Origin of the sequence: Moritella marina ATCC 15381 (assembly GCF_008931805.1) — a bacterium.
In the GTDB taxonomy this organism is placed as follows: domain Bacteria; phylum Pseudomonadota; class Gammaproteobacteria; order Enterobacterales; family Moritellaceae; genus Moritella; species Moritella marina.
Window position 1 is genome coordinate 4,611,934 of the sequence record NZ_CP044399.1, and the last position, 26,183, is coordinate 4,638,116.

General features: G+C 42.0%; 18 protein-coding genes, 3 tRNA genes and 3 rRNA genes. 14 read left to right on the plus strand and 10 right to left on the minus strand.

Translation table 11 applies throughout. The annotated features are described in order from the left end of the window. Positions 1-2: 2 nt before the first annotated feature. The 4 genes from FR932_RS20880 to folA all read left to right on the plus strand — a co-directional run bounded on the left by FR932_RS20880 (position 3) and on the right by folA (position 2,655). Entirely contained in the window at positions 3-791 is a 789-nt protein-coding gene (locus FR932_RS20880; protein WP_019442102.1) for a heme ABC transporter ATP-binding protein, read from the plus strand. A 70-nt stretch (positions 792-861) separates the two neighbouring features. Continuing rightward, a complete protein-coding gene (locus FR932_RS20885) occupies positions 862-1,689 on the plus strand; it encodes a threonine/serine exporter family protein (protein ID WP_019442103.1) in 828 nt (275 codons plus the stop codon). Continuing rightward, the gene (locus FR932_RS20890) at positions 1,686-2,153 is read left to right on the plus strand and encodes a threonine/serine exporter family protein (protein ID WP_019442104.1); all 468 of its coding nucleotides are present in this window, start codon (positions 1,686-1,688) and stop codon (positions 2,151-2,153) included. Before FR932_RS20885 ends, FR932_RS20890 begins: the two co-directional genes overlap by 4 nt. Before the next feature lie 13 nt (positions 2,154-2,166). Then, positions 2,167-2,655, plus strand: a complete 489-nt coding sequence (folA, locus tag FR932_RS20895) for a type 3 dihydrofolate reductase (protein WP_019628969.1) — start codon at positions 2,167-2,169, stop codon at positions 2,653-2,655. 149 nt (positions 2,656-2,804) lie between these two features. Here folA and putP read toward each other — a convergent pair whose 3' ends face one another. The 7 genes from putP to lptD form a co-directional block, all read right to left on the minus strand. Next, on the minus strand, positions 2,805-4,295 hold the full coding sequence (putP, locus tag FR932_RS20900) for a sodium/proline symporter PutP (RefSeq protein WP_019442106.1): 1,491 nt from the start codon (positions 4,293-4,295) through the stop codon (positions 2,805-2,807). Positions 4,296-4,505: 210 nt separating this feature from the next. Then, entirely contained in the window at positions 4,506-5,330 is an 825-nt protein-coding gene (locus FR932_RS20905) for a symmetrical bis(5'-nucleosyl)-tetraphosphatase (protein ID WP_019442107.1), read from the minus strand. 70 nt (positions 5,331-5,400) lie between these two features. Beyond that, positions 5,401-5,778 carry a Co(2+)/Mg(2+) efflux protein ApaG gene (locus FR932_RS20910; RefSeq protein WP_019442108.1) on the minus strand — a complete coding sequence of 126 codons (378 nt, stop codon included), beginning with the start codon at positions 5,776-5,778 and terminating at the stop codon, positions 5,401-5,403. A 13-nt stretch (positions 5,779-5,791) separates the two neighbouring features. Further along, on the minus strand, positions 5,792-6,610 hold the full coding sequence (rsmA, locus tag FR932_RS20915) for a 16S rRNA (adenine(1518)-N(6)/adenine(1519)-N(6))-dimethyltransferase RsmA (protein ID WP_019442109.1): 819 nt from the start codon (positions 6,608-6,610) through the stop codon (positions 5,792-5,794). After that, on the minus strand, positions 6,607-7,590 hold the full coding sequence (gene pdxA, locus FR932_RS20920; RefSeq protein ID WP_019442110.1) for a 4-hydroxythreonine-4-phosphate dehydrogenase PdxA: 984 nt from the start codon (positions 7,588-7,590) through the stop codon (positions 6,607-6,609). The genes rsmA and pdxA overlap by 4 nt, the downstream gene beginning before the upstream one ends. A gap of 12 nt (positions 7,591-7,602) precedes the next feature. Further along, positions 7,603-8,889, minus strand: a complete 1,287-nt coding sequence (surA, locus tag FR932_RS20925) for a peptidylprolyl isomerase SurA (protein WP_240532425.1) — start codon at positions 8,887-8,889, stop codon at positions 7,603-7,605. 245 nt (positions 8,890-9,134) lie between these two features. Beyond that, the gene (lptD, locus tag FR932_RS20930; RefSeq protein WP_240532426.1) at positions 9,135-11,534 is read right to left on the minus strand and encodes an LPS assembly protein LptD; all 2,400 of its coding nucleotides are present in this window, start codon (positions 11,532-11,534) and stop codon (positions 9,135-9,137) included. A 190-nt stretch (positions 11,535-11,724) separates the two neighbouring features. Between lptD and djlA the strand changes: the two genes are divergently transcribed. Further along, complete coding sequence (gene djlA, locus FR932_RS20935) at positions 11,725-12,516, plus strand: co-chaperone DjlA (protein WP_019442113.1); 792 nt, start codon at positions 11,725-11,727, stop codon at positions 12,514-12,516. Here the strand turns inward: djlA and FR932_RS20940 are convergent. The 3 genes from FR932_RS20940 to rapA form a co-directional block, all read right to left on the minus strand. Then, entirely contained in the window at positions 12,513-13,310 is a 798-nt protein-coding gene (locus FR932_RS20940; protein WP_019442114.1) for a DUF3530 family protein, read from the minus strand. The two genes, djlA and FR932_RS20940, sit on opposite strands and share 4 nt — an antisense overlap. A gap of 26 nt (positions 13,311-13,336) precedes the next feature. After that, positions 13,337-14,026: a pseudouridine synthase gene (locus FR932_RS20945; protein WP_019442115.1), complete on the minus strand. Its 690-nt coding sequence runs from the start codon at positions 14,024-14,026 to the stop codon at positions 13,337-13,339. 115 nt (positions 14,027-14,141) lie between these two features. Next, positions 14,142-17,054 carry an RNA polymerase-associated protein RapA gene (rapA, locus tag FR932_RS20950; protein WP_019442116.1) on the minus strand — a complete coding sequence of 971 codons (2,913 nt, stop codon included), beginning with the start codon at positions 17,052-17,054 and terminating at the stop codon, positions 14,142-14,144. 573 nt (positions 17,055-17,627) lie between these two features. Between rapA and FR932_RS20955 the strand changes: the two genes are divergently transcribed. The 9 genes from FR932_RS20955 (at position 17,628) to FR932_RS20995 (ending at position 25,980) form a co-directional block, all read left to right on the plus strand. Then, positions 17,628-19,169, plus strand: a 16S ribosomal RNA gene (locus tag FR932_RS20955). Between the two features lie 100 nt (positions 19,170-19,269). Next, positions 19,270-19,345, plus strand: a tRNA-Glu gene (locus FR932_RS20960). A 247-nt stretch (positions 19,346-19,592) separates the two neighbouring features. Further along, positions 19,593-22,479 (plus strand): 23S ribosomal RNA (locus tag FR932_RS20965). 171 nt (positions 22,480-22,650) lie between these two features. Continuing rightward, positions 22,651-22,766 (plus strand): 5S ribosomal RNA (gene rrf, locus FR932_RS20970). Together the 16S, 23S and 5S rRNA genes with 3 tRNA genes alongside form the textbook arrangement of a ribosomal RNA operon. Positions 22,767-22,893: 127 nt before the next feature. After that, positions 22,894-22,969: transfer RNA gene (locus FR932_RS20975), tRNA-Trp, on the plus strand. Positions 22,970-23,045: 76 nt separating this feature from the next. Further along, positions 23,046-23,121, plus strand: a tRNA-Trp gene (locus tag FR932_RS20980). 35 nt (positions 23,122-23,156) lie between these two features. Then, on the plus strand, positions 23,157-23,555 hold the full coding sequence (locus FR932_RS20985; protein WP_019443125.1) for a DNA polymerase III subunit psi: 399 nt from the start codon (positions 23,157-23,159) through the stop codon (positions 23,553-23,555). Between the two features lie 24 nt (positions 23,556-23,579). Continuing rightward, a complete protein-coding gene (rimI, locus tag FR932_RS20990; protein ID WP_019443124.1) occupies positions 23,580-24,020 on the plus strand; it encodes a ribosomal protein S18-alanine N-acetyltransferase in 441 nt (146 codons plus the stop codon). A gap of 166 nt (positions 24,021-24,186) precedes the next feature. Further along, complete coding sequence (locus FR932_RS20995; protein ID WP_019443123.1) at positions 24,187-25,980, plus strand: AMP-dependent synthetase/ligase; 1,794 nt, start codon at positions 24,187-24,189, stop codon at positions 25,978-25,980. The last annotated feature ends 203 nt before the right edge of the window (positions 25,981-26,183 follow it).

A 26,183-nucleotide genomic window follows, 5' to 3' on the forward strand; every position in this document is an offset into this window, starting at 1 on the left:
AGATGTTAAACGTAATAACACCTGCACTGCATTGTCAGCAGTTAAATTATAGTATTGCTGGTAAATGTATTTTTAATGATCTCAATTTGACCTTAGATGAAGGCGAGTTTTTGGCTGTTCTAGGCCCTAATGGAGCAGGTAAAAGTTCATTATTTAAAGCGATCACGGGTGAATTAAAACCCACTTCAGGGACGATATTTTTAAACGGTGAAATGCGTCATCAAATAAACATGAGTGAGATCGCGAAGACGCTTGCAGTATTACCGCAAAGCGCGAGTTTAAGCTTTGCATTTCAAGTGATTGATGTTGTGCTGATGGGCGGTTTACAAGCTGACTGCGGCCAAGCTAAAGTACACGTTCTTGCCGAGACGATCTTACGTGAACAAGAAATAGAGCATTTAAAAACCCGTGCTTATCCAACGTTATCGGGTGGTGAGAAACAACGTGTACACTTTGCGCGAGTGTTGTTGCAACTCGCGGTCGGTAATAAGAATAAGCCGCAAGTATTATTATTGGATGAACCCACGGCTGCCCTTGATATTAACTATCAACATCAACTATTAAACAGTGCTAAACATTTAGCGCAAACGGGGGTTGCGGTTATTGCGGTATTACATGATCTTAATCTTGCGGCTAAATATGCAGATCGGATCATCTTATTGAAAGAAGGTACTATCTGCGCCAATGGTAGTGCTAGGCATGTGGTGACCACTGACAATATTCGGGATGTTTATGGTTATGAAAGCACAGTGATTAACAATGCTGAGTTTTCGCATCCAATCGTGATGTAACGCAATGGGATCCTATTTTTAAAAGATTACAATAAACTATTCAATAAGTGATAGGTAGTGAGCTGTTTTCATGGATCCCAACATAGCGAGTCAGCAAATGGCTCATACTAACATAGTCAATCAACAGGGCATGAGTCGTGATGAGCAAGCCGCGATCACCCGCGTTATTGCTCGAGCAGGACAGTTATTACAGGCGTATAATGCAGAAAGCAGAATTATAGAACAAACAACGGAACGCCTTGGTATTGCGTTTGGTTTAGACAGCGTTGAAATAGCGCTGACCTCCAAAGCCATCATCTTAACCTCTCGATTCAATGACCACTGCGTGACAACAACACGGACGATGAAAGCGCATGGCATTGATATGGGGATCGTTTGTGAAGTGCAACGTATTTGTATTCTTGCAGAAAAGCAGATTTATGGTCTCGAGCAGATAAAATTACGCTTGGATAATTTAGCTGTTCCCAAGTACAACCCCGCTATCGTGGCATTTTTTGTTGCCTTATCCTGCGCTTGCTTTAGCCATTTATTTGGTGGTGATAGCCTTGTTTTTATTATGACTTGGTTCACGAGCTTTGTGGCAATGCGTATCCGCCAATGGCTAACTCAATTACACCATAATTTACTGACGGTATTTTTTATTACGGCATTTATCGCGACCTTCATTGGTAGCTTTGCTGTTGGCTTTGGTTGGGGTAATGCACCAGAATTGGTGATGGTCACTAGCGTATTGCAACTTGTGCCTGGTTTTCCACTTATAAATGCGGTCTCGGATATGGTAAAAGGACATGTGACTATCGGTATGGCTAGGTGGATGACGGCGACTTTACTTACTCTCGCGTCTACCCTTGGTATCGTGCTTGCAATGCAGTTAGCACAACTGGGGGGCTGGTTATGAGTGAACTACTATTGATGCTGGTGAATGATGCCTTGTTCGCCGGTATTGCCGCATTTGGCTTTGCCTTGTTATTTAATGTCCCCCGCCAAGCGTTGCTCGCTTGTGTATTATTTGCTGCCAGTGCTCACGCCGTTAGATCGCTACTATTACACATTAATGTCCCCATTGAATGGGCGTCATTTATTGCTGCAACTTTATTAGGGTTAGCTACAGTACCTTGGTCGCGAAAAGTATTGATCCCACGACCTGTGGTGACGGTAGCTGCAATTATCCCTATGATCCCAGGAGTGTATGCGTATAAAACAATGACAGGCTTGATGACGTTGCATCATCAAGGTTACAGTATCGCATTGCAGCAGCAAGTCGTTGAAAATGGCTTATTGACCCTCTTTATTTTGACAGGCTTAAGCTTTGGTCTGGCGATCGCGCCTGTGCTGGTGTACCGTAACAAGCCTATTGTTTGATTAAGGAATTGTTGTGATTGTTTCCATGATTGCCGCGCTGGCAAATAACCGCGTGATTGGTTTAGATAATAAAATGCCGTGGCATTTACCTGCTGAATTACAATTATTTAAACGTGCGACGCTAGGTAAGCCTATCGTCATGGGACGTAATACCTTTGAATCTATTGGTCGTCCATTGCCGGGTCGTTTAAACATAGTGTTAAGTCGACAGCGTGATTATGTGGCAGAAGGGGTGACGGTTGTCGCTACACTCGAAGACGCTATTGTGGCCGCTGGTGATGTTGAAGAATTGATGATTATCGGTGGTGCAACAATTTACAGTCAGTGCTTAGCCGCGGCTGATCGTTTGTATCTGACTCATATTGAATTAACGACAGCAGGGGATACTTGGTTCCCTGACTATGAGCAATATAATTGGCAAGAAATAGAACAAGAATACTTTGTGGCAGATGATAATAACCCGCATGACTATCGCTTTAGTTTACTTGAACGAGTGAAGTAGGTAGGTTTTTGTAGAAGAGTTAAATTACTCTGGAACTGAACTGAACTGAACTAGAAAAGAAAGAAAAGAAAAATGCCGTACTAACACTTTACAGTGATAGTACGGCATTTTTTATGGGTAAATAGCGAGCGTGTTAACGCTGGTGGCTATTAATCCATCGTATCTAAAGCAGACTCGTATTCGTCGTACTCTTTTTGGATACTGTAATCGTCTTGCTTACCAATCAGTGAGATGATAATAATCGCTAATGAAGCAAAGATGATACCTGGTACGATTTCATATAAATCGAAAATACCACCACTCAGTTGCTTCCATACCACGACAGTTACCGCACCAATAATAATACCGGCAAGAGCACCATTACGCGTCATGCCACGCCAGTATAGCGAGATGATAAGCGCAGGACCAAATGCAGCACCGAAACCAGCCCATGCATATGATACTAAACCAAGTACTGAGCTATCAGGGTTAAGTGCAAGTAGCAATGCAATGATAGACAGACCGACTACGCCAAAACGACCAACAGTAACCAGTTCTTCGCTTGTCGCTTGTGGACGAATTAACTGTTTGTAGAAATCTTCTGCTAGTGCAGATGATGATACAAGTAGCTGTGAATCCGCAGTACTCATGATTGCCGCTAAGATAGCTGCAAGTAAAATACCCGCAATAACAGGGTGGAATATGCTGTTTACTAATAACATGAAGATAGTTTCTGCATCAGCAATTGTGATGTTGTTGGTATTCGTGTAAACGAGACCCACGAGACCCACTAACATCGCACCAAACATAGATAATGAAGTCCAAACAACGGCAATGCGACGTGCTTTAACAAGATCTTTATTGCTACGTGTAGCTTTGAAACGAGCCAGAATGTGTGGCTGACCAAAATAGCCTAAACCCCAAGCTGCTAATGAGATAATGGCAATGGCACTCAGGTCTTCACCTTTACTATTCTGCCAGATGGTAAGTAGTTCTGGATTAATATCAGTCATTGCTGATGCAAGATCGCTAAAGCTACCGTCCATTGCGCTTAGTGGCACGACTAATAGCGCGGCTGACATCAATAAGCCTTGTACTAAATCAGTCCAAGATACCGCAAGGAAGCCACCGAATAAGGTATAAGAAACCACACAAACAGTACCAAGTACGACTGCAATTTGGTAATCAAGACCAAATACTGTTTCAAATAATTTACCGCCAGCCACTAAACCTGAGCTTGTATAGAACAAGAAGAACATCAGGATAAAGAATGCAGAACAAATTTGAATTGCCTTTGAGTTGTCTTTAAAACGACGAGATAGGAATTCTGGTAGCGTAATTGACTTGGTTACTATGCTGTACGTACGTAAACGTTTTGCACAGATCAACCAGTTCAGCCAAGTACCAATTAATAAGCCACCTGCTAACCAAATTGCTTCCATACCAGCTGCATAGGCATAACCAGGTAAACCAAGTAGTAACCAACCACTCATATCAGAGGCACCGGCAGATAATGCTGCTGGCCAAGGGCCTAAATTACGACCACCTAAAAAGTAGTCAGTTGAACTTTTGGTTTGTCGATAAGCATACACACCGATACCAAGCATAACGGCAAGGTAAACAAGGAATGTAGCTGTAATAATGAAATTGTTTTCAATCATGTATATAGCCTTAATTGTTATGTATTTTTATTTTTTATTTATTCTTTTTATAGCTAAGCTCAACCAGACCACGTCAATATACTGTTTTAGATAATATTGATGTGGGCAGGCTAAAATTTAGGGGGCAGTATATACGAACAATTACGTTATTACTTAACATAAGATCAACACTGTGATAACCCGCTTATTATTTAATCTTATTATAGTCAATTATGTTGCATGAATAGGGCAGCTAACTGAAAAAACTGCTTTATCTTCCCATCGCAACATGGTTAGGCTATTTCCCCAAACGCAGCCAGTATCAAGTGTCGTGGCATTTTTATGACTGCAATGACCTTCTAATGCTGCCCAGTGGCCAAAAATAACATGGGCACCATCAAGGTGTGAGCCAGCGACTTCGTACCAAGGGATATGTTGTGCATTGTCATTTTCTGCTGGTGAGTGTTTGTTATGGAACTCCAGTTGGCCGCTTGGGGCGCAAAAGCGCATCCGAGTAAACGCATTAATAATAAAACGCAAACGGTCAAAGCCTTGTAATTCGCCTTGCCAATAGTCCGGATGAGCACCGTACATATGTGCCAATAAGATTTGGTAATCATCACCACGTAATTGCGCATTAACCTCTTCAGCATAGAGTGCAGCTTGGTGTTGGGTCCATTGTGGGCTTATACCTGCATGTACCATGATAATATTAAAATCTTCATGGTAGGCGAGGAGCGGCTGTTGGCGTAGCCACAATAATAGTTCATCTTTATCTTCTGCGTTAAATATTGATTGTGTCTTATCCTTAGGGTTTAGCTTTGCTAACCCGGCATCAATAGCGAGCAGATGTAAGTCATGGTTCCCCAGTACTGTGATCGCCGCAGTGCCAAGACCTTTAACAAAACGCAGTGTTTCTAATGATTTTGGTCCACGAGCGACCAGATCGCCGGTTAACCAAAGTTGATCACATTGTGGATTAAAATTGGCTTGCTGTAGCAGATCTTGTAGATCGTCGAAACAACCTTGGATATCACCAACAAAATACGTTGCCATATATCAGTTACCTTTGTGACTAAATTTAATGAAGAGTATGGATTAATACGCTATTTATTAGTGTAATCGATCAGTGCAATAGATTTGGCGTGACCAATCTAAATGGTTCGATAGCAACGACCACTAATTCACTTGCATTGAGTTGTAGTTCGATCTTACCTTGAACGATACTCAATGGAGAATGGGTAATTATATCATTGCTATAACAAAAATCTTGCAGTGAAGGGATAACATAATCATTATCTTGAAAAGGATTGTGTAATTCGCTGACTGTGCCGTCGCCGTCGGTGAGTAATAATTGGATGGTAGATAAGCTAACAGGCTGACTTAGTGGATTGGTGATAGTAATTGTATAAGCAAAGAAGTACCTATGTTGTGTTGGCACAGATACTTCTTCGACATATTCGGTATCAATGGTAAGCGTGAATGAATTCGCTATAGTGACCATCGATACTGGCTACCTAATCCGCTACTTGCAGTGGATTATCTGCTACGAAGTTTGCTAGCGTAACATAGTTTTCAAGCGTTAAGTTCTCTGGACGTAGCGACACATTAATACCTAGTGCTTCAATGTCTTCAACCGAAATGACTTTTTTCAAGCTATTACGGATTGTCTTACGGCGTTGGTTAAAGGCACTTGTCACGACGTGATTAAGTACTTTTAAGCTTTTCGCTGGGAAAGGTAATACAGCATGTGGTTCTAAACGAACAACCGCAGAATCAACTTTTGGTGCTGGTTTAAATGCGCCAGGGCCAACTTCCAATACCGGTGTCACTGTGCAGTAGTATTGCGTCATTACTGTTAGGCGACCATAACTTTTAGTGTTGTGGCTTGCTGCTAAACGTTGTACTACTTCCTTTTGTAACATGAAGTGCATATCTTGGATATCTTCATGGAACTCAAATAAGTGGAACATTAATGGCGTTGAAATATTGTAAGGCAGGTTACCAAAAATACGCATTTTCATGTCTGGTTTGATTAACTGACGGAAATCAAAACGCATTGCGTCTGCTTGGTTAATGTCTAATTTTTTAGATAATACAGGGTGCTCAGCTAAGCGTTCAGCTAGATCTCTATCAAGCTCAACAACTGTCATTCTATCAACACAGTCTGCTACTGGCTCGGTTAATGCAGCTAAACCTGGGCCAATTTCAATTAGGTTTTGACCTTTTTGCGGATTAATCGATGCAACAATTTGACCAATTACATAAGCGTCATGTAAGAAGTTTTGACCAAAACGTTTTTTCGCGGTGTGACCTAAGTGGACCTTGTCGTTCATGCGTTTTTCTCTACCATTTCTATTGCTTGGTTTACTGCTGTAAACATACTACCGGCGTCGGCTGTTCCAGTACCTGCAAGTTCAATTGCAGTACCGTGATCAACAGATGTACGGATAAAAGGTAAGCCCAGGGTAATATTTACCGAGCTGCCAAAACCAACCGATTTTAATACCGGTAATCCTTGGTCGTGATACATTGCTAATACAACGTCAGCATCATCAAGATACTTAGGTTGGAACAAGGTATCTGCAGGGAGGGGGCCTGTTAAATCCATACCCTCATCGCGAAGCTTCATTAACGTCGGAGAAATAATTTCAATTTCTTCGCGACCTAGATGTCCATCTTCGCCTGCATGTGGGTTAAGCCCACATACATAAATTTTTGGTTTTTCAATGCCAAACTTCTTTTTCATTTCGGCATTGAGAATGCGAATGATATTACTCAAGCGCTCTTCTGTTATCGCTTTTGCAACATAAGCTAGTGGGATATGCGTAGTTACTAAGGCAACGCGTAATCCTGTTGTCGCAAGCAGCATAACCACATCTGCAGTTTCTGATTGCTGGGCAAAAAACTCAGTATGGCCACTAAATGACACGCCGGCTTTGTTAATGATGCCTTTGTTCACTGGTCCAGTCACAACAGCACTAAATTCCGCAGACATATTGCCTTCACAAGCAAATTGCAGGGTATCTAGTACATAGCGACCATTGCTTTCATCAAGCTTACCTGGTTCTGCTGCTGTTGCCATTTTCATTGGTGCAATAGTCAGCGTGCCTGCACGTTGTGCCTGTGCTGGTATGCTTGGATCGTAGTTGAGTAACTCAACCGTCTTCCCGAGTATTTTTGCGCGAGATAAAATGAGTTCAGGATCGGCACAAAGAACCAATTCAACTGGCCAGTCTTGTCTAATCAGTTCCAGAACAAGATCTGGGCCAATACCAGCGGGCTCACCTGGAGTAATAGCGATACGATGAGTCACATTTCCACCTGTTTACGATTCATTATTTAAAATACGAATATAAGCTTCTTGTTTCAATTCATTTAACCAAGCTTGGCTTTCTTCGGCTGAACGACGATTATACAGCAATTGCCATGCTTTTTGGCGATTTGCTTTCTCTGTCGTATCTTGTGTACGTCTATCAAGTAGTTGCACTATGTGCCAGCCATGGCTAGAACGGAATACCGGGCTTATTTCACCTTTGTTCAAATCTTGCAATGCGAGTTTGAATGCTGGTACATAGATACTTGGATCTGCCCAACCGAGTTCACCGCCTTTGACTGCGGAACCAGTATCATCAGAATAAGCTTTTGCGAGTTCAGCAAAGTCTGCATCGCCAGATTGAATACGCGCTAAGTAACCATTTAATAATGATTTTGCTTTGTCATCACTTAAAATTACCGATGGTTTCACCAAGATATGACGTGCATTGACTTCTTTTGTTAAGATTGTTTCTACACCACGCATATCGGCAACTTTGATGATGTGCAAGCCTGCGCCACTGCGAATCGGACCGATGATATCGCCTTTTTTGGCATTGGTTACAGCTTCTGCGAACAAGGTCGGCATTTCATTGATATTCATCCAACCCCAATCACCACCATCAAGCGCTTTTGGACCCGCTGAAACAGCTAAAGCCAGGGTTGAAAATGACTCGCCCGCATTCAGTTGAGTTTGTATATCCGCAATTTCAGCTTGCAAGCTTTCCATTGTCGCGCTATCAGCCTCGTTCGGGACGCGTAGCATGATATGGTTAACACGGTATTGTAGGTTTTTCTGGCCTTGTTCATTAATAATAGCCAGTAAGTTATCAACATCTTGATCGGAAATTGTAATACGACGACGCATTTGCATACGCTGTACTTCATTCGTTAGGATCTGAATGCGAACTTCTTCTTTATAGTCGTTAAAATCACCACCATCAGCAATCACGCTTTGACGTAGTTGTTCAACAGTTTGCTTATTGCCTCTCGCAATATTATTTAACGTATCTTCAAGCTGCGCATTACTAATACGCATTCCCATTTTCTTCGCCATCTGCAGCTGCAAACTATCAAGAATTAGTTTATCTAGCGCTTGTTGGGTTAGCACCTCTTGAGAAGGTAGAGTTTGACCCGCTTTTATTGCGCGCGCTTTCACGGAATGAGTTAATATTTTTACATCACTCGCAAGAATGACTTCTTCATTAACAATTGCAATCACTTCATCAAGTTTGGTTAGCTCGGCCTGTGCTTGCCAACTGGTTACAACTATGACTCCAGATATCAGAGTCTTAAGCATTTTTTTAATCACTTTATGAATTCCTATTCAATATCGACTATAACTGAGACAGCTGTAGGCTGAAAATTATCATTTTTTTTACCACGGGAGAGATGAGGATCGTGTAATTCGCTGAAACCGAGGTGAAAAAGTAAGCGGAAGTATACCTTGTCAGACCTTCAATGCAATCATCGTGGGCTGTAAATCCTTGTTTGGATGATAACGGCTATCGTTAACTGAGTTATTTATAGCCGTTATCATCTTTGTTATTCACGTAATTGGAATGGTTCGCCGTAACTAAAGAGGCTCGATGTTCCTATGTTATCCATATCGGTACCAATACCGCCAAGACCTTTTAGTTCAAACATTAATGTTGGACCACGATCAAATTCTGTTACGCCGGTATTAATATTATGGTTTTTCAAGCGATAGCCATAATCTAAACGTATAGCCCAACAGCATGATTCGTATTTAACCCCGATAAAAGCATCTTGGGTTATTTTATTTTCAACATCATAGTAATAGCTTGCGCCCATGTCCCATTGGTTATTGATCGGTAACATAAACTTAGAGCCGATTTGATTAATTTTCGAATTAACGTTGCTATTTTCATCTTCGAGTATAGACGCGGTATTTTCAACATAACGATAGTTCAATTGTACTTTTTGACCAGTATCAAAACGGTATTCGATAGCGGCATCGGCACGACGTACTAAATCATCTTGTATCGCATATTCAACGCTGTTATTGATAAATAAATTATGGCTTATTTTAACATCAGTTTCCATGACGATACTTGATGTCGTCACCTCACTATTATCTACCGTAAGATCGGTTTCTGGTGCAATACCAACTTGGCTGTCACCAAAATAGACAATTTGACCGAGTGCGAAACGGAAACGTTCACTGCCTAGTTGATCAAAGACGCGACTTGTTAAACCAATAGTGAACTGGTTAGCATCGGCAATACGATCTAAACCACTGTAAATACGATCGCGGTATAACCCTAAGAAATCTTGTTGGATAGTAGATGAATCGTAAATACCAATATTATCTTGGTTTTCGTAAGGGATATATAAATACTGAACTTGTGGTTCTAACGTCTGGGTGATGGCATGACCAAACCAAGATGTCGGACGCTCAAAATTTAAACCAGCATGAAACCTTGCTGTTGGTATAACACGAACAACTTGTTCTTCCAGCTCACCTTTATAACCATTCGAGAAGTTTTTATTATCAGATTCATTGAATGTCTGGCTGTAATAAGTCATTGGTAGTTTAAATTCGGCCACCGCAAAACCAGCGGGGCGTTGGTAAGGAAAGCTAATTGAAGGCTCTATGTGGGTTCTTATACCGCTGTACATATTGTTGTCAGAATGAGAAAAGTTAGTGATCTCGTTGTAAGACGATAGCTCAATCGCGCTACTATCGAATTGTTTATAACCAGTAAAAGATATTTTAGGTAATACTTTATGTGGTGTAGATGATGTCGAGTCACTTAAAATCTGAAAATCACGTACTTCAATTTGTGAAGACGTCATATCTGTATTGTAAGTTAATGCTGCAGTTCGTAGCAGTGTATTACTGTCTCTAGAGCCTGCAGAAGCATTAAGATCGGAAAAATAGTCATCATCACTTACTTGGGTATAACTTGCGTTTAAGTTCAAATGTTCATTGAAGTTACCATTATGACTCCAGTGGTAAAGACTACGATCGCTATCGGTTTTTTTATCGTTAGCCAGATATTCAACATTAATTTTACCGCTTTGTCCGTCAACTAAATAGCGAAATTTATTTGTTAAGTGGACGCCACGTTCAGACATGTAAGTTGGAATTATTTCCATGTCGTAGTTTGGTGCGATATTCCAATAGATAGGTTGAGAGAAAGTAATACCGTTCTCTAATGAATTTTCAAATGAGGGAAATAATAACCCTGTTTTACGTTTATCTGTTGTTGGATACGTAAAATAGGGCATATAGAAAATAGGCACGTCTTGAAAGTATAATGTCGCATTATAGGCTTCGGCGGACTCCTCGACATTATCAACATTGATCGATGATGCGCGCAATACCCAACTATTATCGCCTAATGGACATTCACTATAGGTTGAGCGTTGCATTAAAATGCTGTCGCCGCTATTAGTAATATAGACTTTTTTAGCTTCGCCATTAGCTGCTTGGCCATGCAGTAGGTAATTGACTTGCGATAATTCTGCATCTTTGGTGTCTAAATTTGCCTTTAAAGTAGTCCCTTTAACTGTTGATGTACTGTCTTCTAGTATGACATTACCTTCTGCGGTGAGAATATTAGTCAGTTGGTAAAGAATTATTTCATCGGCAGATAATATGCGATTACCTTGGGTAAAGTTTACATTACCATTAAAAACAGCCTTGTTACCTTGGATAACTTTGGCATCGTTCGATAAAAGTTGTATTTCGTTCGCCGCCTTTGAATCTTCAATCGGTGGCTTTATAGCTGGCACATAAGGGTAACATTGTTTAAACAATGATAACTCACCTAATTCCGACGTGGCTGTCGCGTCATCTTGGATAGTTGAAGATCCATCTGTATTGGTAATAATGGTGGCTGCGCTTGCTGAGAATACGACACCGCTAAGTGTGGAGAATATGGTGAAAAGGCGCATTTTAACAATCCATTTTGTCATCGATAACTTCATTAAAATTAAAAAATAGCTGAATATAATAATCCATATTGCCCTGATAGACCATTTAATGACTAGTTTTATCCCGTAAACCTGCAAAAAGATCATGAGTTTGATTGATTTGTTACATTTTAAACAGCCATAATACGTTTCTTATATAAATATATGTCATTTTTGCTTGGTAGCTACTTTTATGAATATGTTGTTTTACATTTTATTGTTTGCCATCGGTATGAAGTTTGGTGGATTTTTTGGGGCCGTCTTTATGGTCTGGGTTGGCTCGATATTAAAGCGTCGATTTGGTCCGAGACTGGGTATTGATACACGACCTGCTGCGCATAAGCGCCAGGATATATTCTTGCATACCTCTTTTTCTGTTATGGGACACATGGCAAAGGCTGATGGTCATGTGACCGAAGTGGATATTCATGTGGCTACGCAGTTAATGGATCGCATGAAATTGACAGGGGAAACCCGCCGCGCTGCACAAGTGTCATTTAGTCAGGGTAAAGAGGCTGATTTTCCATTAGAACAAACGGTGCGTGATTTTCGTCGTGTGAGTGTACTGCGTCGTGATTTGATCAAAATGTTTTTGGAGATACAGATCCAAGCGGCATTTGCTGATCACGAATTGTCAGACGCAGAGCGCGCGATATTACATCGTATCGGTGGCATATTAGGTGTTACCGCACAGGATATGGATAATTTATTACAGATGATGGAAGCTGAGATACGTTCTCACCGTCATGGTAGTAAAGTCAGCCGTGAAGAGGCATTAACAAATGCTTATCAACAGCTGGGTGTTAGTGCGGAAGATGATGATAAAACCATTAAGCGTGCTTACCGTAAATTAATGAATGAGCATCATCCTGATAAATTAGTATCGAAAGGTTTACCGGAAGAAATGATGATCATTGCGAAAGAGAAAGCTCAAGATATTCAAGGTGCGTATGACGTAGTGAAAGAATCAAGAAAAATGCGTTAATACCAACCTTGTGTAACCAACCAGCCATAAATTATTTGGCTGGTTGTTATCTGAGTTTCCATGTGCACCGGTAATCCAATCACTTCAACCTGCCTATAGTTGTTTCTACTAACGCGCTTTGCTGCAGTAAGTCTTATTTTCGCTTGTTCAATGACAGCGAGCTCATCTGTTTGCGTGTACAAATCGAGTATGGGTGTTTTCAGTTCAAGTAACTGCTGACTAAGTTGTGTTGACAGTGCTGTTGTCGGACTATTGGTACTGATTAAGACGATAGCATCGACATAAATGTCAGGATTTTTAATTAAGATATTAATGATCGCTTGGCTGTTTGCACCTTGTAATATGAGGAGGCGTTTACCCTTTTGGTTGACTATTTTTTCTTGTAATACCTGTAGTTGGCCTAGTAAGCGCTCTTCAGATCGTTCTGAATTTAAAGCCTGACTTAATGGTGAAATTGAGTAGGAGTGTAAGCCTTTATGACTCAGCTGGTTACGTAGTGTTTGGATAATACCTGGGCTATTAGCTGAAGTATAAGTGTCGCCAAATAGCCAGCTAGTTCCGACTACATTGCCTGTTGTTTGCTCGCGCCATAATGTGAGGAAGCGGCTATCTTTATCACCTAACCAAGCGACTTCGTTGGTATCGCTATACTTAGTTAAATCTTGATCAAATAGGCGTTGTTGTGAAATTGGAAAGCTGATATCTGGCGTATTGGTATCATTGCCCTTGTTATTTGTCTCTGCACTTGCCATGAGTGATAAAGTGGATAGTAATAATCCGAAAGCCTTAATCATTTAAATACCTAGGGTGATGGTCGTTATTAATCGATAGAAAAGGGCGGGGTTGCTTTAAACGTCATCTTTTCTGACGTTAAAGGATGCTCAATTTCTAACATTGCTGCATGCAGTTGTAAATGTTCCGCTCCTGCAATACCTTGTGCCGATGCATAAAGCTCGTCACCTAGAATAGGAGTCCCTAATGCTAACATATGTAATCGTAGTTGATGCGAGCGACCCGTCACAGGTTTAAGCAATACAGTCGCACTGGCTTGTTGATTATTGTCGTTGCAGGCTTGTTGCTGTGCAATAACCTGCCAATGGGTGAGAGCGGGTTTCCCCTCGATAAAGTCAATCATTTGTCTTGGTCTATTTGGCCAGTCGCAACGTAAAGGTAAATCAATGCTGCCATTCGTTGCTGTAGGAATACCTTCTAAACGTGCGTAGTAGTACTTGGACGTTGAGCGTTGCTGAAATTGTCTGCTGATATGGCTTTGCGCGGCTTTGGTTAATGCCATTAAAATCACCCCTGAAGTGCACATGTCTAGGCGATGTACAATCGTTGCCGTTGGAAACTGTGCTTGCACACGGCTCGCAATACTGTCGTTGTGTTCGGGTAATCGCCCTGGAACGCTTAATAATCCGCTCGGTTTATTTAAGACAATAATGGCATCATCCTGATAAAGAATGTCCAATCTAGGCTGTTGTGGTGGTGCATAAATAAAATCGGGCATAGGTTATTTTCATATAGTGAAGAGTGATGGGTAAGATTTAATCATTGTTTTTAATAAAAAGGGGTTAATCGAAATTAACCCCTTTTATAATTCATCGATTATGATCGAATTTTATCTATTTTGGTGCTACAACAATAAAGCGTACTGCGTCTAATTTAAGTTGTGCGTTATTAATGTGTGTGGTTAATTCTGCGGTTTGTTTTTCTATAAATGCGAGTTCTTCATCACGTACATTAGGGTTGATCTTCTGTAGTGCTTGTAGACGTTCAAGTTCCACACTCATATGCTGTTGCATAGTCGTCAATGCCGCGGTAGTAACTGCTTGCTTTTGGTCTTCAGCGACTGCGGTTGATTTACCGATAAGATCGTGAATAACGGTCTGAGATGCAGATACTAGCTTCGTTGCCACATGACGGTTTATCGCATTGAGCTGACGATTGAAACTATCAAAATCAACTTTTAATGCCAAGTTATTCGAATTTTTATCAAGCAATAAACGAATGGGTGTTGCTGGTAAAAAACGATTTATTTGGCAGTAAGACGGTGCTGATGTTTCTACTACATAAAGCAGTTCTAATAAAATGGTGCCTGCAGGTAATGCCGGATTTTTTAATAGTGAAACGGCCGTTGAACCGGTATCAGACGTCATGATGAGTTCAATACATGCGCTTATTAACGGGTGCTCCCAAGTAAGGAAGTGCACATCGTCACGTGATAATGCCGTTTCACGATCAAAAGTGACGGTAATACCGTCTTCAGATAGGTGCGGTAAACTTGGTACTAACATTTGATCTGTCGGTTTTAATACCAACATGTTTTCACCACGATCTTCTTGATTAATACCAATCACATCGAATAAGCGTATCGCAAAAATAGGTAGTACAGGGCTATCATCATTGATTTGTAACTGATTAATGATGTCATCTGATTTACCTAAACCGTTAGAGTTTAGTTCGAGTAAACGATCACGACCACTTTCCATTTTTAATTTCAATGCATCATATTGACTGCGAGTATCGATAATTAATGCTTCTGTTGCACTAAGATCGATTTCTTTTGCAGCAAGCTGGGTAAGTAACTCATTTTTTACTTCAGCAAAGATATCGCCGCCGATAGGGCAGGTATATTCAAACGCATTTAAGCCATTGTGGTACCAGTTTTGTAGTACATCTTGCGCTGTATTAGTAAAGAAAGGCACATGGATACTAATATCATTTTTTTGACCAATACGATCAAGACGACCAATACGTTGCTCAAGTAAGTCTGGGTTTAATGGTAAATCAAACAAGACTAAGTGCTGCGCGAATTGGAAGTTACGACCTTCAGAACCAATCTCTGAACAAAGTAATACCTGTGCTCCAGCATCTTCTTGAGCGAAGTAAGCACCTGCTTTATCACGTTCGATAATAGACATGCCTTCATGGAATACAGTACCACGAATACCTTCGTTAACTCGCAATGACTCTTCAATTGAAATTGCTGTTTCTGCATTAGCGGCAATAACGAGTACTTTCTCATTTTTGTTTGCTAATAAGAAATCTTGTAACCATTCCACACGAGGATCAAAGCTACACCAAGATGCATCTTTACCTTCGAATTCGAGGAAAATTTCTTCTGGGTATAAACCACGACGAGCCGCTTCAGCGAAACTAGCCGTGCCATTCATCATTTGTGCAACTTTTAATGAGGTTTTATATTGCTCTGGTAGCGTTAATGGCACTGGGTTGTAGCAACGGGTTGGAAAACCTTTAATTGCAGCGCGCGTATTACGGAATAACAAACGACCAGTACCATGGCGATCAAGCAGTTGGCTGATGATCGCTTGTTTTGCTTGTTGAGCATCTTCTGAATCTGGCGATGTGTGCATTACTGCCAATTTATCTGAAATATCAGTTTCACTGAGTAGTTGCGTTAATGATGCTGCGGTTGTTTTTGATACCACTGGCGAATCGAGTAACGCTTGTGCAGCTTGTGCAATTTCAGCATAACCGCTTTCTTCAGCAACGAATGCTTTATAGTCATAGAAACGGTTTGGATCTAATAAACGTAAGCGTGCAAAGTGGCTTTCATGGCCAAGCTGATCAGGTGTTGCTGTCAGTAGTAATACACCGGGTGATTTTTGCGCTAATGATTCAACAACCTGATATTCACGGCTTGGTTCTGTTTCATTCCAAATAAGGTGGTGGGCTTCATCAACGACTAACAGATCCCAATCTGCACCGACTGCTTGTTCAAAGCGGCGACGTTTTTTACGTAAAAAATCGAGGCTACATAAGATCAGCTGCTCAGTCTCAAATGGATTATCAGCATCAGCAAGTGATTCGATGCAACGTTCTTCATCAAAAATACTGAAATGCAGGTTAAAACGACGCATCATTTCAACTAACCATTGGTGTTGTAATGTTTCAGGCACAAGAATTAATACACGTTTAGCCAGGCCAGCTGTTAGTTGCTGGTGGATGATTAAACCGGCTTCAATTGTTTTACCTAAGCCTACTTCATCGGCAAGTAATACGCGGGGGGCATGGCGTTGACCAACTTCTGTTGCTATGTGCAGTTGATGTGGGATCAAACTTACACGCGGCCCCTGAATACCATTTAATGCAGACTTTTGCTGAGAAAACTGGTGTTGTAATGTTTGATGGCGTAATACAAAGCGATCCATGCGATCGATCTGACCGGCAAATAAGCGATCTTGTGGTTTGTTAAATTTGATGAAATTGTTTAAGAAGGTTTCACGTAATGTAACTTCTTCACCAGTATCTAAATGTGTACCGATATAAGTAATGATACCTGAGCTTTCCGTTACTTCCGTAACCGTTAAACTCCAGTCTTCATGAGAGAGTACCTGATCACCGACATTAAAGATTACACGCGTGATCGGCGCTTCGTTACGAGCATATAAACGGTTTTCACCACTTGCAGGAAATAATAGCGTTAACATTCTGCCTTCTATGGCAACTATTGTTCCTAATCCTAATTCTGATTCCGTATCGCTGATCCAGCGCTGACCAAGTTGGAAGGGCATGTATATTAAAACTCCAAAACCGTAAAAAGGGCGCATGTTACCTAAACCAGAGAGTTAGGTCACGTATAAAGACAAATTAAATAATAGTTTAGATTATCTTGGTAAGTAAATTTTACTTGTATCGTTGATAAAGTGTAACTCGATAAAAGTATAAATCTAGCGTTCGTGTAATTGAAAAGGCTGTCATCCTTCATCATGCACCTTAAGTAGACATGATTGAGAGTGGGAACGCTTGTTTTTGACTTGTTTTGTTTGAATTGTGTGCGGTTTTTAACCTTTATCTTCAAAATGGAATGAATTTTATAAAATTACTTGCCAATAAAACGCAGATCTCTATAATCGCTCCCACTGACACGGCAACAGCCGCTCAGTATGCTCTTTAACAATTTATTCAAGCAATCTGTGTGAGCACTTGCAGAGATATAATGACCAAAAATTATATCAATGTAATTGTGAACATTAAATTAAATCGAAAGATTTGATTATTAATTACGAAGCTTAATTGCTTTGCAATTAAAGTACAGAATTCATTGAGCCGACTTAATCAGCATCGCTGATTAGTCAAAAAACTTTTAATTGAAGAGTTTGATCATGGCTCAGATTGAACGCTGGCGGTAGGCTTAACACATGCAAGTCGAGCGGAAACGAAGAATAGCTTGCTATTCTGGCGTCGAGCGGCGGACGGGTGAGTAATGCTTGGGAATCTGCCTAGTCGAGGGGGACAACAGTTGGAAACGACTGCTAATACCGCATACGACCTACGGGTGAAAGGGGGCCTCTTCTTGAAAGCTCTCGCGACTAGATGAGCCCAAGTGGGATTAGCTTGTTGGTGAGGTAAGAGCTCACCAAGGCGACGATCCCTAGCTGGTCTGAGAGGATGATCAGCCACACTGGAACTGAGACACGGTCCAGACTCCTACGGGAGGCAGCAGTGGGGAATATTGCACAATGGGCGAAAGCCTGATGCAGCCATACCGCGTGTATGAAGAAGGCCTTCGGGTTGTAAAGTACTTTCAGCGAGGAGGAAAGGTGATAAATTAATACTTTATCACTGTGACGTTACTCGCAGAAGAAGCACCGGCTAACTCCGTGCCAGCAGCCGCGGTAATACGGAGGGTGCAAGCGTTAATCGGAATTACTGGGCGTAAAGCGCATGCAGGCGGTTTGTTAAGCGAGATGTGAAAGCCCCGGGCTCAACCTGAACTGCATTTCGAACTGGCAAACTAGAGTTCTTGAGAGGGTGGTAGAATTTCAGGTGTAGCGGTGAAATGCGTAGAGATCTGAAGGAATACCAGTGGCGAAGGCGGCCACCCGGCGAAGTAACTGACGCTCAGATGCGAAAGCGTGGGTAGCAAACGGGATTAGATACCCCGGTAGTCCACGCCGTAAACGATGTCTACTCGGAGTTTGGTTCCTTGAGAACTGGGCTCTTAAGCTAACGCATTAAGTAGACCGCCCAGGGAGTACGGCCGCAAGGTTAAAACTCAAATGAATTGATCGGGGGCCCGCACAAGCGGTGGAGCATGTGGTTTAATTCGATGCAACGCGAAGAACCTTACCTACTCTTGACATCCATAGAACTTTTCAGAGATGAATTGGTGCCTTCGGGAACTATGAGACAGGTGCTGCATGGCTGTCGTCAGCTCGTGTTGTGAAATGTTGGGTTAAGTCCCGCAACGAGCGCAACCCTTATCCCTTATTTGCCAGCACGTAATGGTGGGAACTCTAAGGAGACTGCCGGTGATAAACCGGAGGAAGGTGGGGACGACGTCAAGTCATCATGGCCCTTACGAGTAGGGCTACACACGTGCTACAATGGCGCATACAAAGGGCTGCAAACCAGCGATGGTAAGCGAATCCCATAAAGTGCGTCGTAGTCCGGATTGGGGTCTGCAACTCGACCCCATGAAGTCGGAATCGCTAGTAATCGTGAATCAGAATGTCACGGTGAATACGTTCCCGGCCTTGTACACACCGCCCGTCACACCATGGGAGTGGGCTGCACCAGAAGTCATTAGCTTAACCTTCGGAGGGCGATGACCACGGTGTGGTTCATGACTGGGGTGAAGTCGTAACAAGGTAGCCCTAGGGGAACCTGGCTGGATCACCTCCCTTACGTAAAGTTGTTAATTTTTGTAAGTGCCCACACAAATTGCTTGAATAGAAACGTTGAAGACAACGATTGGGATGAAATCCAATCGTGAAAGTAAATAGTGTCCCGTTCGTCTAGAGGCCTAGGACACCGCCCTTTCACGGCGGTAACACGAGTTCAAATCTCGTACGGGATACCACTTTTCTTTCTGACTAAAAATCAAAAATAACTAATCTCTTTAGATTCATTATTTTTGCTTTTTAGCAAATTGCTCTTTAAAAATTTGGAAAGCTGAATAAATAAAGAAGTTCTTAAAACACGTTATTGAATAATTCATTTTCGAGTGAATGGTTTAATAACAATGAAGTGTTCTTGAGTATTCTTGAGGCGAAAAAAACTAGATAATACCTAGTTATTTCAATTGTACAGTCGACTTTAGATTGTATGGTTAAGTGACTAAGCGTATACGGTGGATGCCTAGGCAGTCAGAGGCGATGAAGGACGTGTTAATCTGCGTTAAGCTGTGGGGAGTTGATAAAAAGCGTTAATCCACAGATTTCCGAATGGGGGAACCCACCTTACTAAGTAAGGTATCGTAACGTGAATACATAGCGTTACGAAGCGAACCGGGAGAACTGAAACATCTAAGTACCCCGAGGAAAAGAAATCAATAGAGATACCCTTAGTAGCGGCGAGCGAACGGGGTCTAGCCCTTAAGCAGTTTGGAAGTTAGTGGAAGATTCTGGAAAGTTTCACGATACAGGGTGATAGTCCCGTACATGAAAACGACCTTACTGTGAAATCGAGTAGGACGGCACACGTGATATGCTGTTTGAATATGGAGGACCATCTTCCAAGGCTAAATACCACTGACTGACCGATAGTGAACCAGTACCGTGAGGGAAAGGCGAAAAGAACCCCTGTGAGGGGGAGTGAAATAGAACCTGAAACCGTATACGTACAAGCAGTGGGAGCAGACTTGTTCTGTGACTGCGTACCTTTTGTATAATGGGTCAACGACTTAATTTCAGTAGCAAGGTTAAGCGAATAGCGGAGCCGTAGGGAAACCGAGTGTTAACTGCGCGAATAGTTGCTGGGATTAGACCCGAAACCCGGTGATCTAGCCATGGGCAGGTTGAAGGTTGAGTAACATCAACTGGAGGACCGAACCGACTAATGTTGAAAAATTAGCGGATGACTTGTGGCTGGGGTGAAAGGCCAATCAAACCGGGAGATAGCTGGTTCTCCTCGAAAGCTATTTAGGTAGCGCCTCGCGTCTAACTATTGGGGTAGAGCACTGTTAAGGTTAGGGGTCATCCCGACTTACCCAACCCCTTTGCAAACTCCGAATACCAATAAGTTCAATCGCGGGAGACACACGGCGGGTGCTAACGTCCGTCGTGGAAAGGGAAACAACCCAGACCGTCAGCTAAGGTCCCAAAGTGTATGTTAAGTGGGAAACGATGTGGAAAGGCTCAGACAGCCATAAGTTGGCTTAGAAGCAGCCATCTTTAAAGAAAGCGTAATAGCTCACTGGTCGAGTCGGTCTGCGCGGAAGATTTAACGGGGCTAAACATACCACCGAAGCTACGGATGCAAGACTTGTTCTTGCATGGTAGAGGAGCGTTCTGTAAGCCGTTGAAGGTGAGTTGAGAAGCTTGCTGGAGGTATCAGAAGTGCGAATGTTGACATGAGTAACGATAATGGGGTGAAAACCCACGCCGAAAGACCAAGGGTTCCTGTCCAACGTTAATCGGGTAGGTGAGTCGACTCTAAGGCGAGGCCGAAAGGCGTAGTCGATGGGAAACTGGTTAATATTCCAGTACTCGCTTATATTGCGATGGGGTGACGGAGAAGGTTAGGCTAGCATGGCGATGGTTGTCCATGTTTAAGGTAGTAGGCAAGTGACTTAGGCAAATCCGGGTCGCTCTCTTTAATGAGAATGCTGAGAACTGATGACGAGTCTCTACGGAGATGAAGTAGTTGATACCCGGCTTCCAGGAAAAACCTCTAAGCTTCAGATATGAGAGAATCGTACCCCAAACCGACACAGGTGGTTAGGTAGAGAATACTAAGGCGCTTGAGAGAACTCGGGTGAAGGAACTAGGCAAAATGGTACCGTAACTTCGGGAGAAGGTACGCCAATGGTGGTGAAGGACTTGCTCCGTAAGCTACTGTTGGTCGCAGAGAAATGGTGGCTGCAACTGTTTATTAAAAACACAGCACTGTGCAAAATCGAAAGATGACGTATACGGTGTGACGCCTGCCCGGTGCCGGAAGGTTAATTGATTGGGTTAGACTTAGGTCGAAGCTCATGATCGAAGCCCCGGTAAACGGCGGCCGTAACTATAACGGTCCTAAGGTAGCGAAATTCCTTGTCGGGTAAGTTCCGACCTGCACGAATGGCGTAATGATGGCCACGCTGTCTCCACCCGAGACTCAGTGAAATTGAAATCGCTGTTAAGATGCAGTGTACCCGCGGCTAGACGGAAAGACCCCGTGAACCTTTACTATAGCTTGGCACTGAACATTGAACCTACATGTGTAGGATAGGTGGGAGACTATGAAATATTGTCGCTAGATGATATTGAGTCGTCCTTGAAATACCACCCCTTGTACGTTTGATGTTCTAACGTAGGTCCCTTATCGGGATTACGGACAGTGTCTGGTGGGTAGTTTGATCAGCGGTCTCCTCCCAAAGAGTAACGGAGGAGCACGAAGGTTGGCTAAACATGGTTGGACATCATGTGGTTAGTGCAAAGGCATAAGCCAGCTTAACTGCGAGACAGACACGTCGAGCAGGTACGAAAGTAGGTCTTAGTGATCCGGTGGTTCTGAATGGAAGGGCCATCGCTCAACGGATAAAAGGTACCCGGGGATAACAGGCTGATACCGCCCAAGAGTTCATATCGACGGCGGTGTTTGGCACCTCGATGTCGGCTCATCACATCCCGGCTGAAGTTGGTCCCAAGGGTATGGCTGTTCGCCATTTAAAGTGGTACGCGAGCTGGGTTTAGAACGTCGTGAGACAGTTCGGTCCCTATCTGCCGTGGGCGTTTGAGAATTGAGAGGAGCTGCTCCTAGTACGAGAGGACCGGAGTGGACGAACCACTGGTGTTCGGGTTGTTATGCCAATAGCATTGCCCGGTAGCTAAGTTCGGAACTGATAACCGCTGAAAGCATCTAAGCGGGAAGCAGGCCTCGAGATGAGTTCTCACTGGAGCTTTAAGCTCCCTAAAGGGCCGTTGGAGACTACAACGTTGATAGGCAAGGTGTGTAAGTGCTGTGAGGCATTGAGCTAACTTGTACTAATTACCCGTGAGGCTTAACCATACAAACTGAAGTACGACTCGTTCGTAAGTGGTATGATTAATTGAAATAATCGACTTAAGAATAGATTGAACACTTTACGTTTTAAAGACTTCTTTATTTATAGCTTTTCAGATTTAAACGAAGTGAAAACTTCTATAGAAAGCAAACAGTGTAATAACTGTAAAGAATTTGCTTGGTGACCATAGTGTTGCGGTACCACCTGACTCCATTCCGAACTCAGTAGTGAAACGTAATAACGCCGATGGTAGTGTGGGGCTTCCCCATGTGAGAGTAGGGCATCGCCAAGCGCCAAATTACTTTATTTACTTAAGATATAAGTAGGTAAGTAGTTATTCAAGAGAATATCTTGAATAGAATAGATATCTAATTTATTAGATATCGGTACATTAGCCATCAGGTTATTGTTCCAATGATAGGGGTGTAGCTCCAACGGCAGAGCAGCGGATTCCAAATCCGCGTGATGGGAGTTCGAATCTCTCCACCCCTGCCAATTTTTAAGAAATATCAAATCAAAGAAACAGATTTAACTTTAATTAAAAAATAAGTTATAATCCTGTTCATCTTGTAGGGGTGTAGCTCCAACGGCAGAGCAGCGGATTCCAAATCCGCGTGATGGGAGTTCGAATCTCTCCACCCCTGCCAATTTCTTCTGTAAATCTTCATGATATGGTTATCCAATGAGTAATTTTTCACGTTATTACTTACAACAAATGGGTATCACGTTATGGCAGTGTCACAAACCACAACAATTTCCTCACCTCGCTAGTCAAGCTGAAAAAATAGCATTACCTAAGCATTGTCAGATTTTAATTGTTGCGAATGATAAACTTGCTCCACATAATCAATTTATTAATCAGATCTTGCGTACATTGCAGTTAGAGCTAAGCCAAAGCCATATCATCACAGAAGAAGAGCTAAAGTATTATTATCAAAGCCCTGAGTGGATTTGGACCATAGGCTGTAAGCAATCTGAACTTGCCGCTAAAAAGCAACTCGCATCACCGCATCTCGATGTACTGTTACATTCTGCTCAAGCGAAAAAGCAGCTTTGGCAACAAATCGTCAGTTATATGTAATCTGTTATAATAACGGGATCTTCAATGCCAAAAATTATTCCTCTCACACTTGAACATTTACCTCTCATTCAAAAAATAGAAACAGCAAGTCATGCCTTTCCCTGGTCAGATAAAGTTTTAGCCAGTAATTTTGGTGCGCGCTATTTTAATTTTTTATTGCTTAAAGATGAGCAAATCATGGGGTACTATTTTGCTAATCAAGTGGCAGGAGAAGCAAGCCTACTGAATATTGCTGTTGCGCCAGAACAACAAGGTAAAGGTTACGGTAAATTACTACTTAATCACCTTATTCAAGAGTGCCAGCAGCAAGCATTATTTCAACTGTGGTTAGAGGTTCGTGAATCTAATCATGGTGCTTATCAGCTTTATTTGAATGCTGGCTTTAATGAAGTGGACCGTCGAATTAACTATTATCCAGCGGCTTCAGGTCGAGAAGATGCCATTATGATGTGCTACATCGTTTAGAAACAAGACAGGGTGATTCTTTCATTTCTTTACCATCGCTAAGACCTATTGTTTGTATACTTATTCCTGATTAATGATTATTATCCGTGATTACTTACCTAAGCGCTTTAAATGCGTTTGGGGGTATTATGCGTTTAATTCTATTTATGGATAATCAGAGAACCTAATGACACAACACTTAGTAAGCAGTTTTAGAGCTAAATTTGCAGCACGTAACGCAACAACCGCTATTCGTTTTAAAGAGCAAGATCTGTGGCAAGATATCACTTGGTCTGCGTTACTCGATAATTCGGATCGTGTAGCCAAAGCATTACTATTTATGGGTTGTGAAGTTCAGACTAAAGTGGGTATTTTTGCCAACAACCGTCCCGAGTGGAGCTTTGCCGATCTAGGGATTTTAACTGCGCGTTGTGTTACTGTGCCTATTTATCCTACCAATACGACCGAACAAACGCGTTATATTGTTAATAATGCTGATATTGATTATCTATTTGTAGGAGGGCAAGAGCAATTTGATAAAGCCCTTCACCTATTAAAGGCGAATGACTTAAAGTTGATCATTGCGTTGACAGATAGTATCGATTTAAAAGCCGAGCCAAAAGCAGTACATTTCTCTGATTTTATTAAACAAGGTGATCAAGCTGCTGATGTAGAGTTTGAACAACGACTCAATGATGCGACGATGGATGATCTTGTGACGCTCATCTACACATCGGGTACAACTGGCCAGCCAAAAGGTGTCATGCTTGATTACACTAATTTCGCCGCGGCATTCTCGAGCCATGACAAGATGATTGATGTATCTGAATCTGATACTTCTATTGCTTTTTTACCCTTGAGCCATGTACTTGAGCGTAGTTGGTCTTTTTATCTGATGCATTGTGGTGCGACAAATGTCCACCTCGAAAACCCGAAATTAATTATTGATGTCATTGCCGAAGTAAAACCGACATTACTGGTTGCCGTTCCGCGCTTATACGAAAAAATATATAGCACGATCCATAGCCGTTTAGAGTCTGCCTCTAAAGTTAAAAAAGCGCTTTTTAATTGGGCGACAGGTGTTGGCCTAAACCACTTCAAGTTAATTCATCATAACCAGCAGCCGTCGTTTTTATTAGCGCAGCAGCATAAGCTTGCTGATAAACTGATCTTCTCAAAGTTACGTGGCATTCTTGGTGGTAACACGCGATTTTTACCTTGCGGTGGCGCGAAAGTTGATCCTGATATTAATCAATTTTTTCAGTCTATTGGTATTCAAATACAAGCTGGGTATGGGATGACTGAAACCACTGCGACGGTTTGTTGTCATCGTGGCACTGATTATGATTTTGGTTCTATAGGTTTACCATTACCAGATATTGAAGTGAAAATTGGTGACGATAACGAAATTCTTGTACGTGGTAATGCGGTGATGAAGGGCTACTATAATATGCCAGAAGAAACCGCAAAGAATTTTATCGACGGTTGGTTGAAAACGGGTGATGCCGGAAAAATATTAGCGAGTGGTGAGGTTGTGATGACTGAGCGTATCAAAGAGCTAATGAAAACCTCGAACGGAAAGTATATTGCACCGCAGCTGGTTGAAGGCACATTAAACAAGGATCATTTTATCGATCAGGTCGCGATTGTTGCTGATTCCCGTCACTTTGTTAGCGCGTTAATCGTGCCATCATTTGAGGCATTAGAAGAATACGCCAACTCGATTAATTTACAGTTTTCAAGTAAAGCTGAACTGTTACGTCATAGTCATATCGTCACTATGTTTGAGAAACGCTTACAAGATCTACAAGGTGAATTGGCTAACTTTGAAAAAGTAAAAAAATTCAAATTGCTTAATCGCGAATTCTGTATGAAAAAAGGCGAGATCACGCCGACATTAAAATTACGTCGTAAAGTGATTGAAAGTGAATATAAGAAAGACATTGATGAAATGTATAACAGTGATAAAAATGAGCGTTAAATAAAACCATGTACAGGTTTTGTTAATGCTTAGTCATACCAATGCCGAAAATTAAATGATCAAAATGTGATTGCTCCTGCAAACCGCCCAAGACATCTCTGTTCGCTTAGACATGGCCATGTCTGTTTGCGATAGCAATAGCATTTTTCTGCACCGTTATTTATAGGAATTGGTATCATTAATCATCAAACATAGAAAAGGGA

Bases quoted from the DNA above. Each gene is read 5' to 3' on its own strand.
- rsmA (WP_019442109.1), bottom strand. From the start codon at position 6,610: ATGAACGACAAGGTCCACTTAGGTCACACCGCGAAAAAACGTTTTGGT.
- rimI (WP_019443124.1), top strand. From the start codon at position 23,580: ATGCCAAAAATTATTCCTCTCACACTTGAACATTTACCTCTCATTCAA.
- FR932_RS20905 (WP_019442107.1), bottom strand. From the start codon at position 5,330: ATGGCAACGTATTTTGTTGGTGATATCCAAGGTTGTTTCGACGATCTA.
- FR932_RS20940 (WP_019442114.1), bottom strand. From the start codon at position 13,310: ATGATTAAGGCTTTCGGATTATTACTATCCACTTTATCACTCATGGCA.
- FR932_RS20995 (WP_019443123.1), top strand. From the start codon at position 24,187: ATGACACAACACTTAGTAAGCAGTTTTAGAGCTAAATTTGCAGCACGT.
- rapA (WP_019442116.1), bottom strand. From the start codon at position 17,054: ATGCCCTTCCAACTTGGTCAGCGCTGGATCAGCGATACGGAATCAGAA.
- FR932_RS20985 (WP_019443125.1), top strand. From the start codon at position 23,157: ATGAGTAATTTTTCACGTTATTACTTACAACAAATGGGTATCACGTTA.
- FR932_RS20885 (WP_019442103.1), top strand. From the start codon at position 862: ATGGATCCCAACATAGCGAGTCAGCAAATGGCTCATACTAACATAGTC.
- lptD (WP_240532426.1), bottom strand. From the start codon at position 11,534: ATGACAAAATGGATTGTTAAAATGCGCCTTTTCACCATATTCTCCACA.
- putP (WP_019442106.1), bottom strand. From the start codon at position 4,295: ATGATTGAAAACAATTTCATTATTACAGCTACATTCCTTGTTTACCTT.
- surA (WP_240532425.1), bottom strand. From the start codon at position 8,889: ATGCTTAAGACTCTGATATCTGGAGTCATAGTTGTAACCAGTTGGCAA.
- FR932_RS20890 (WP_019442104.1), top strand. From the start codon at position 1,686: ATGAGTGAACTACTATTGATGCTGGTGAATGATGCCTTGTTCGCCGGT.
- djlA (WP_019442113.1), top strand. From the start codon at position 11,725: ATGAATATGTTGTTTTACATTTTATTGTTTGCCATCGGTATGAAGTTT.
- FR932_RS20910 (WP_019442108.1), bottom strand. From the start codon at position 5,778: ATGGTCACTATAGCGAATTCATTCACGCTTACCATTGATACCGAATAT.
- FR932_RS20945 (WP_019442115.1), bottom strand. From the start codon at position 14,026: ATGCCCGATTTTATTTATGCACCACCACAACAGCCTAGATTGGACATT.
- FR932_RS20880 (WP_019442102.1), top strand. From the start codon at position 3: ATGTTAAACGTAATAACACCTGCACTGCATTGTCAGCAGTTAAATTAT.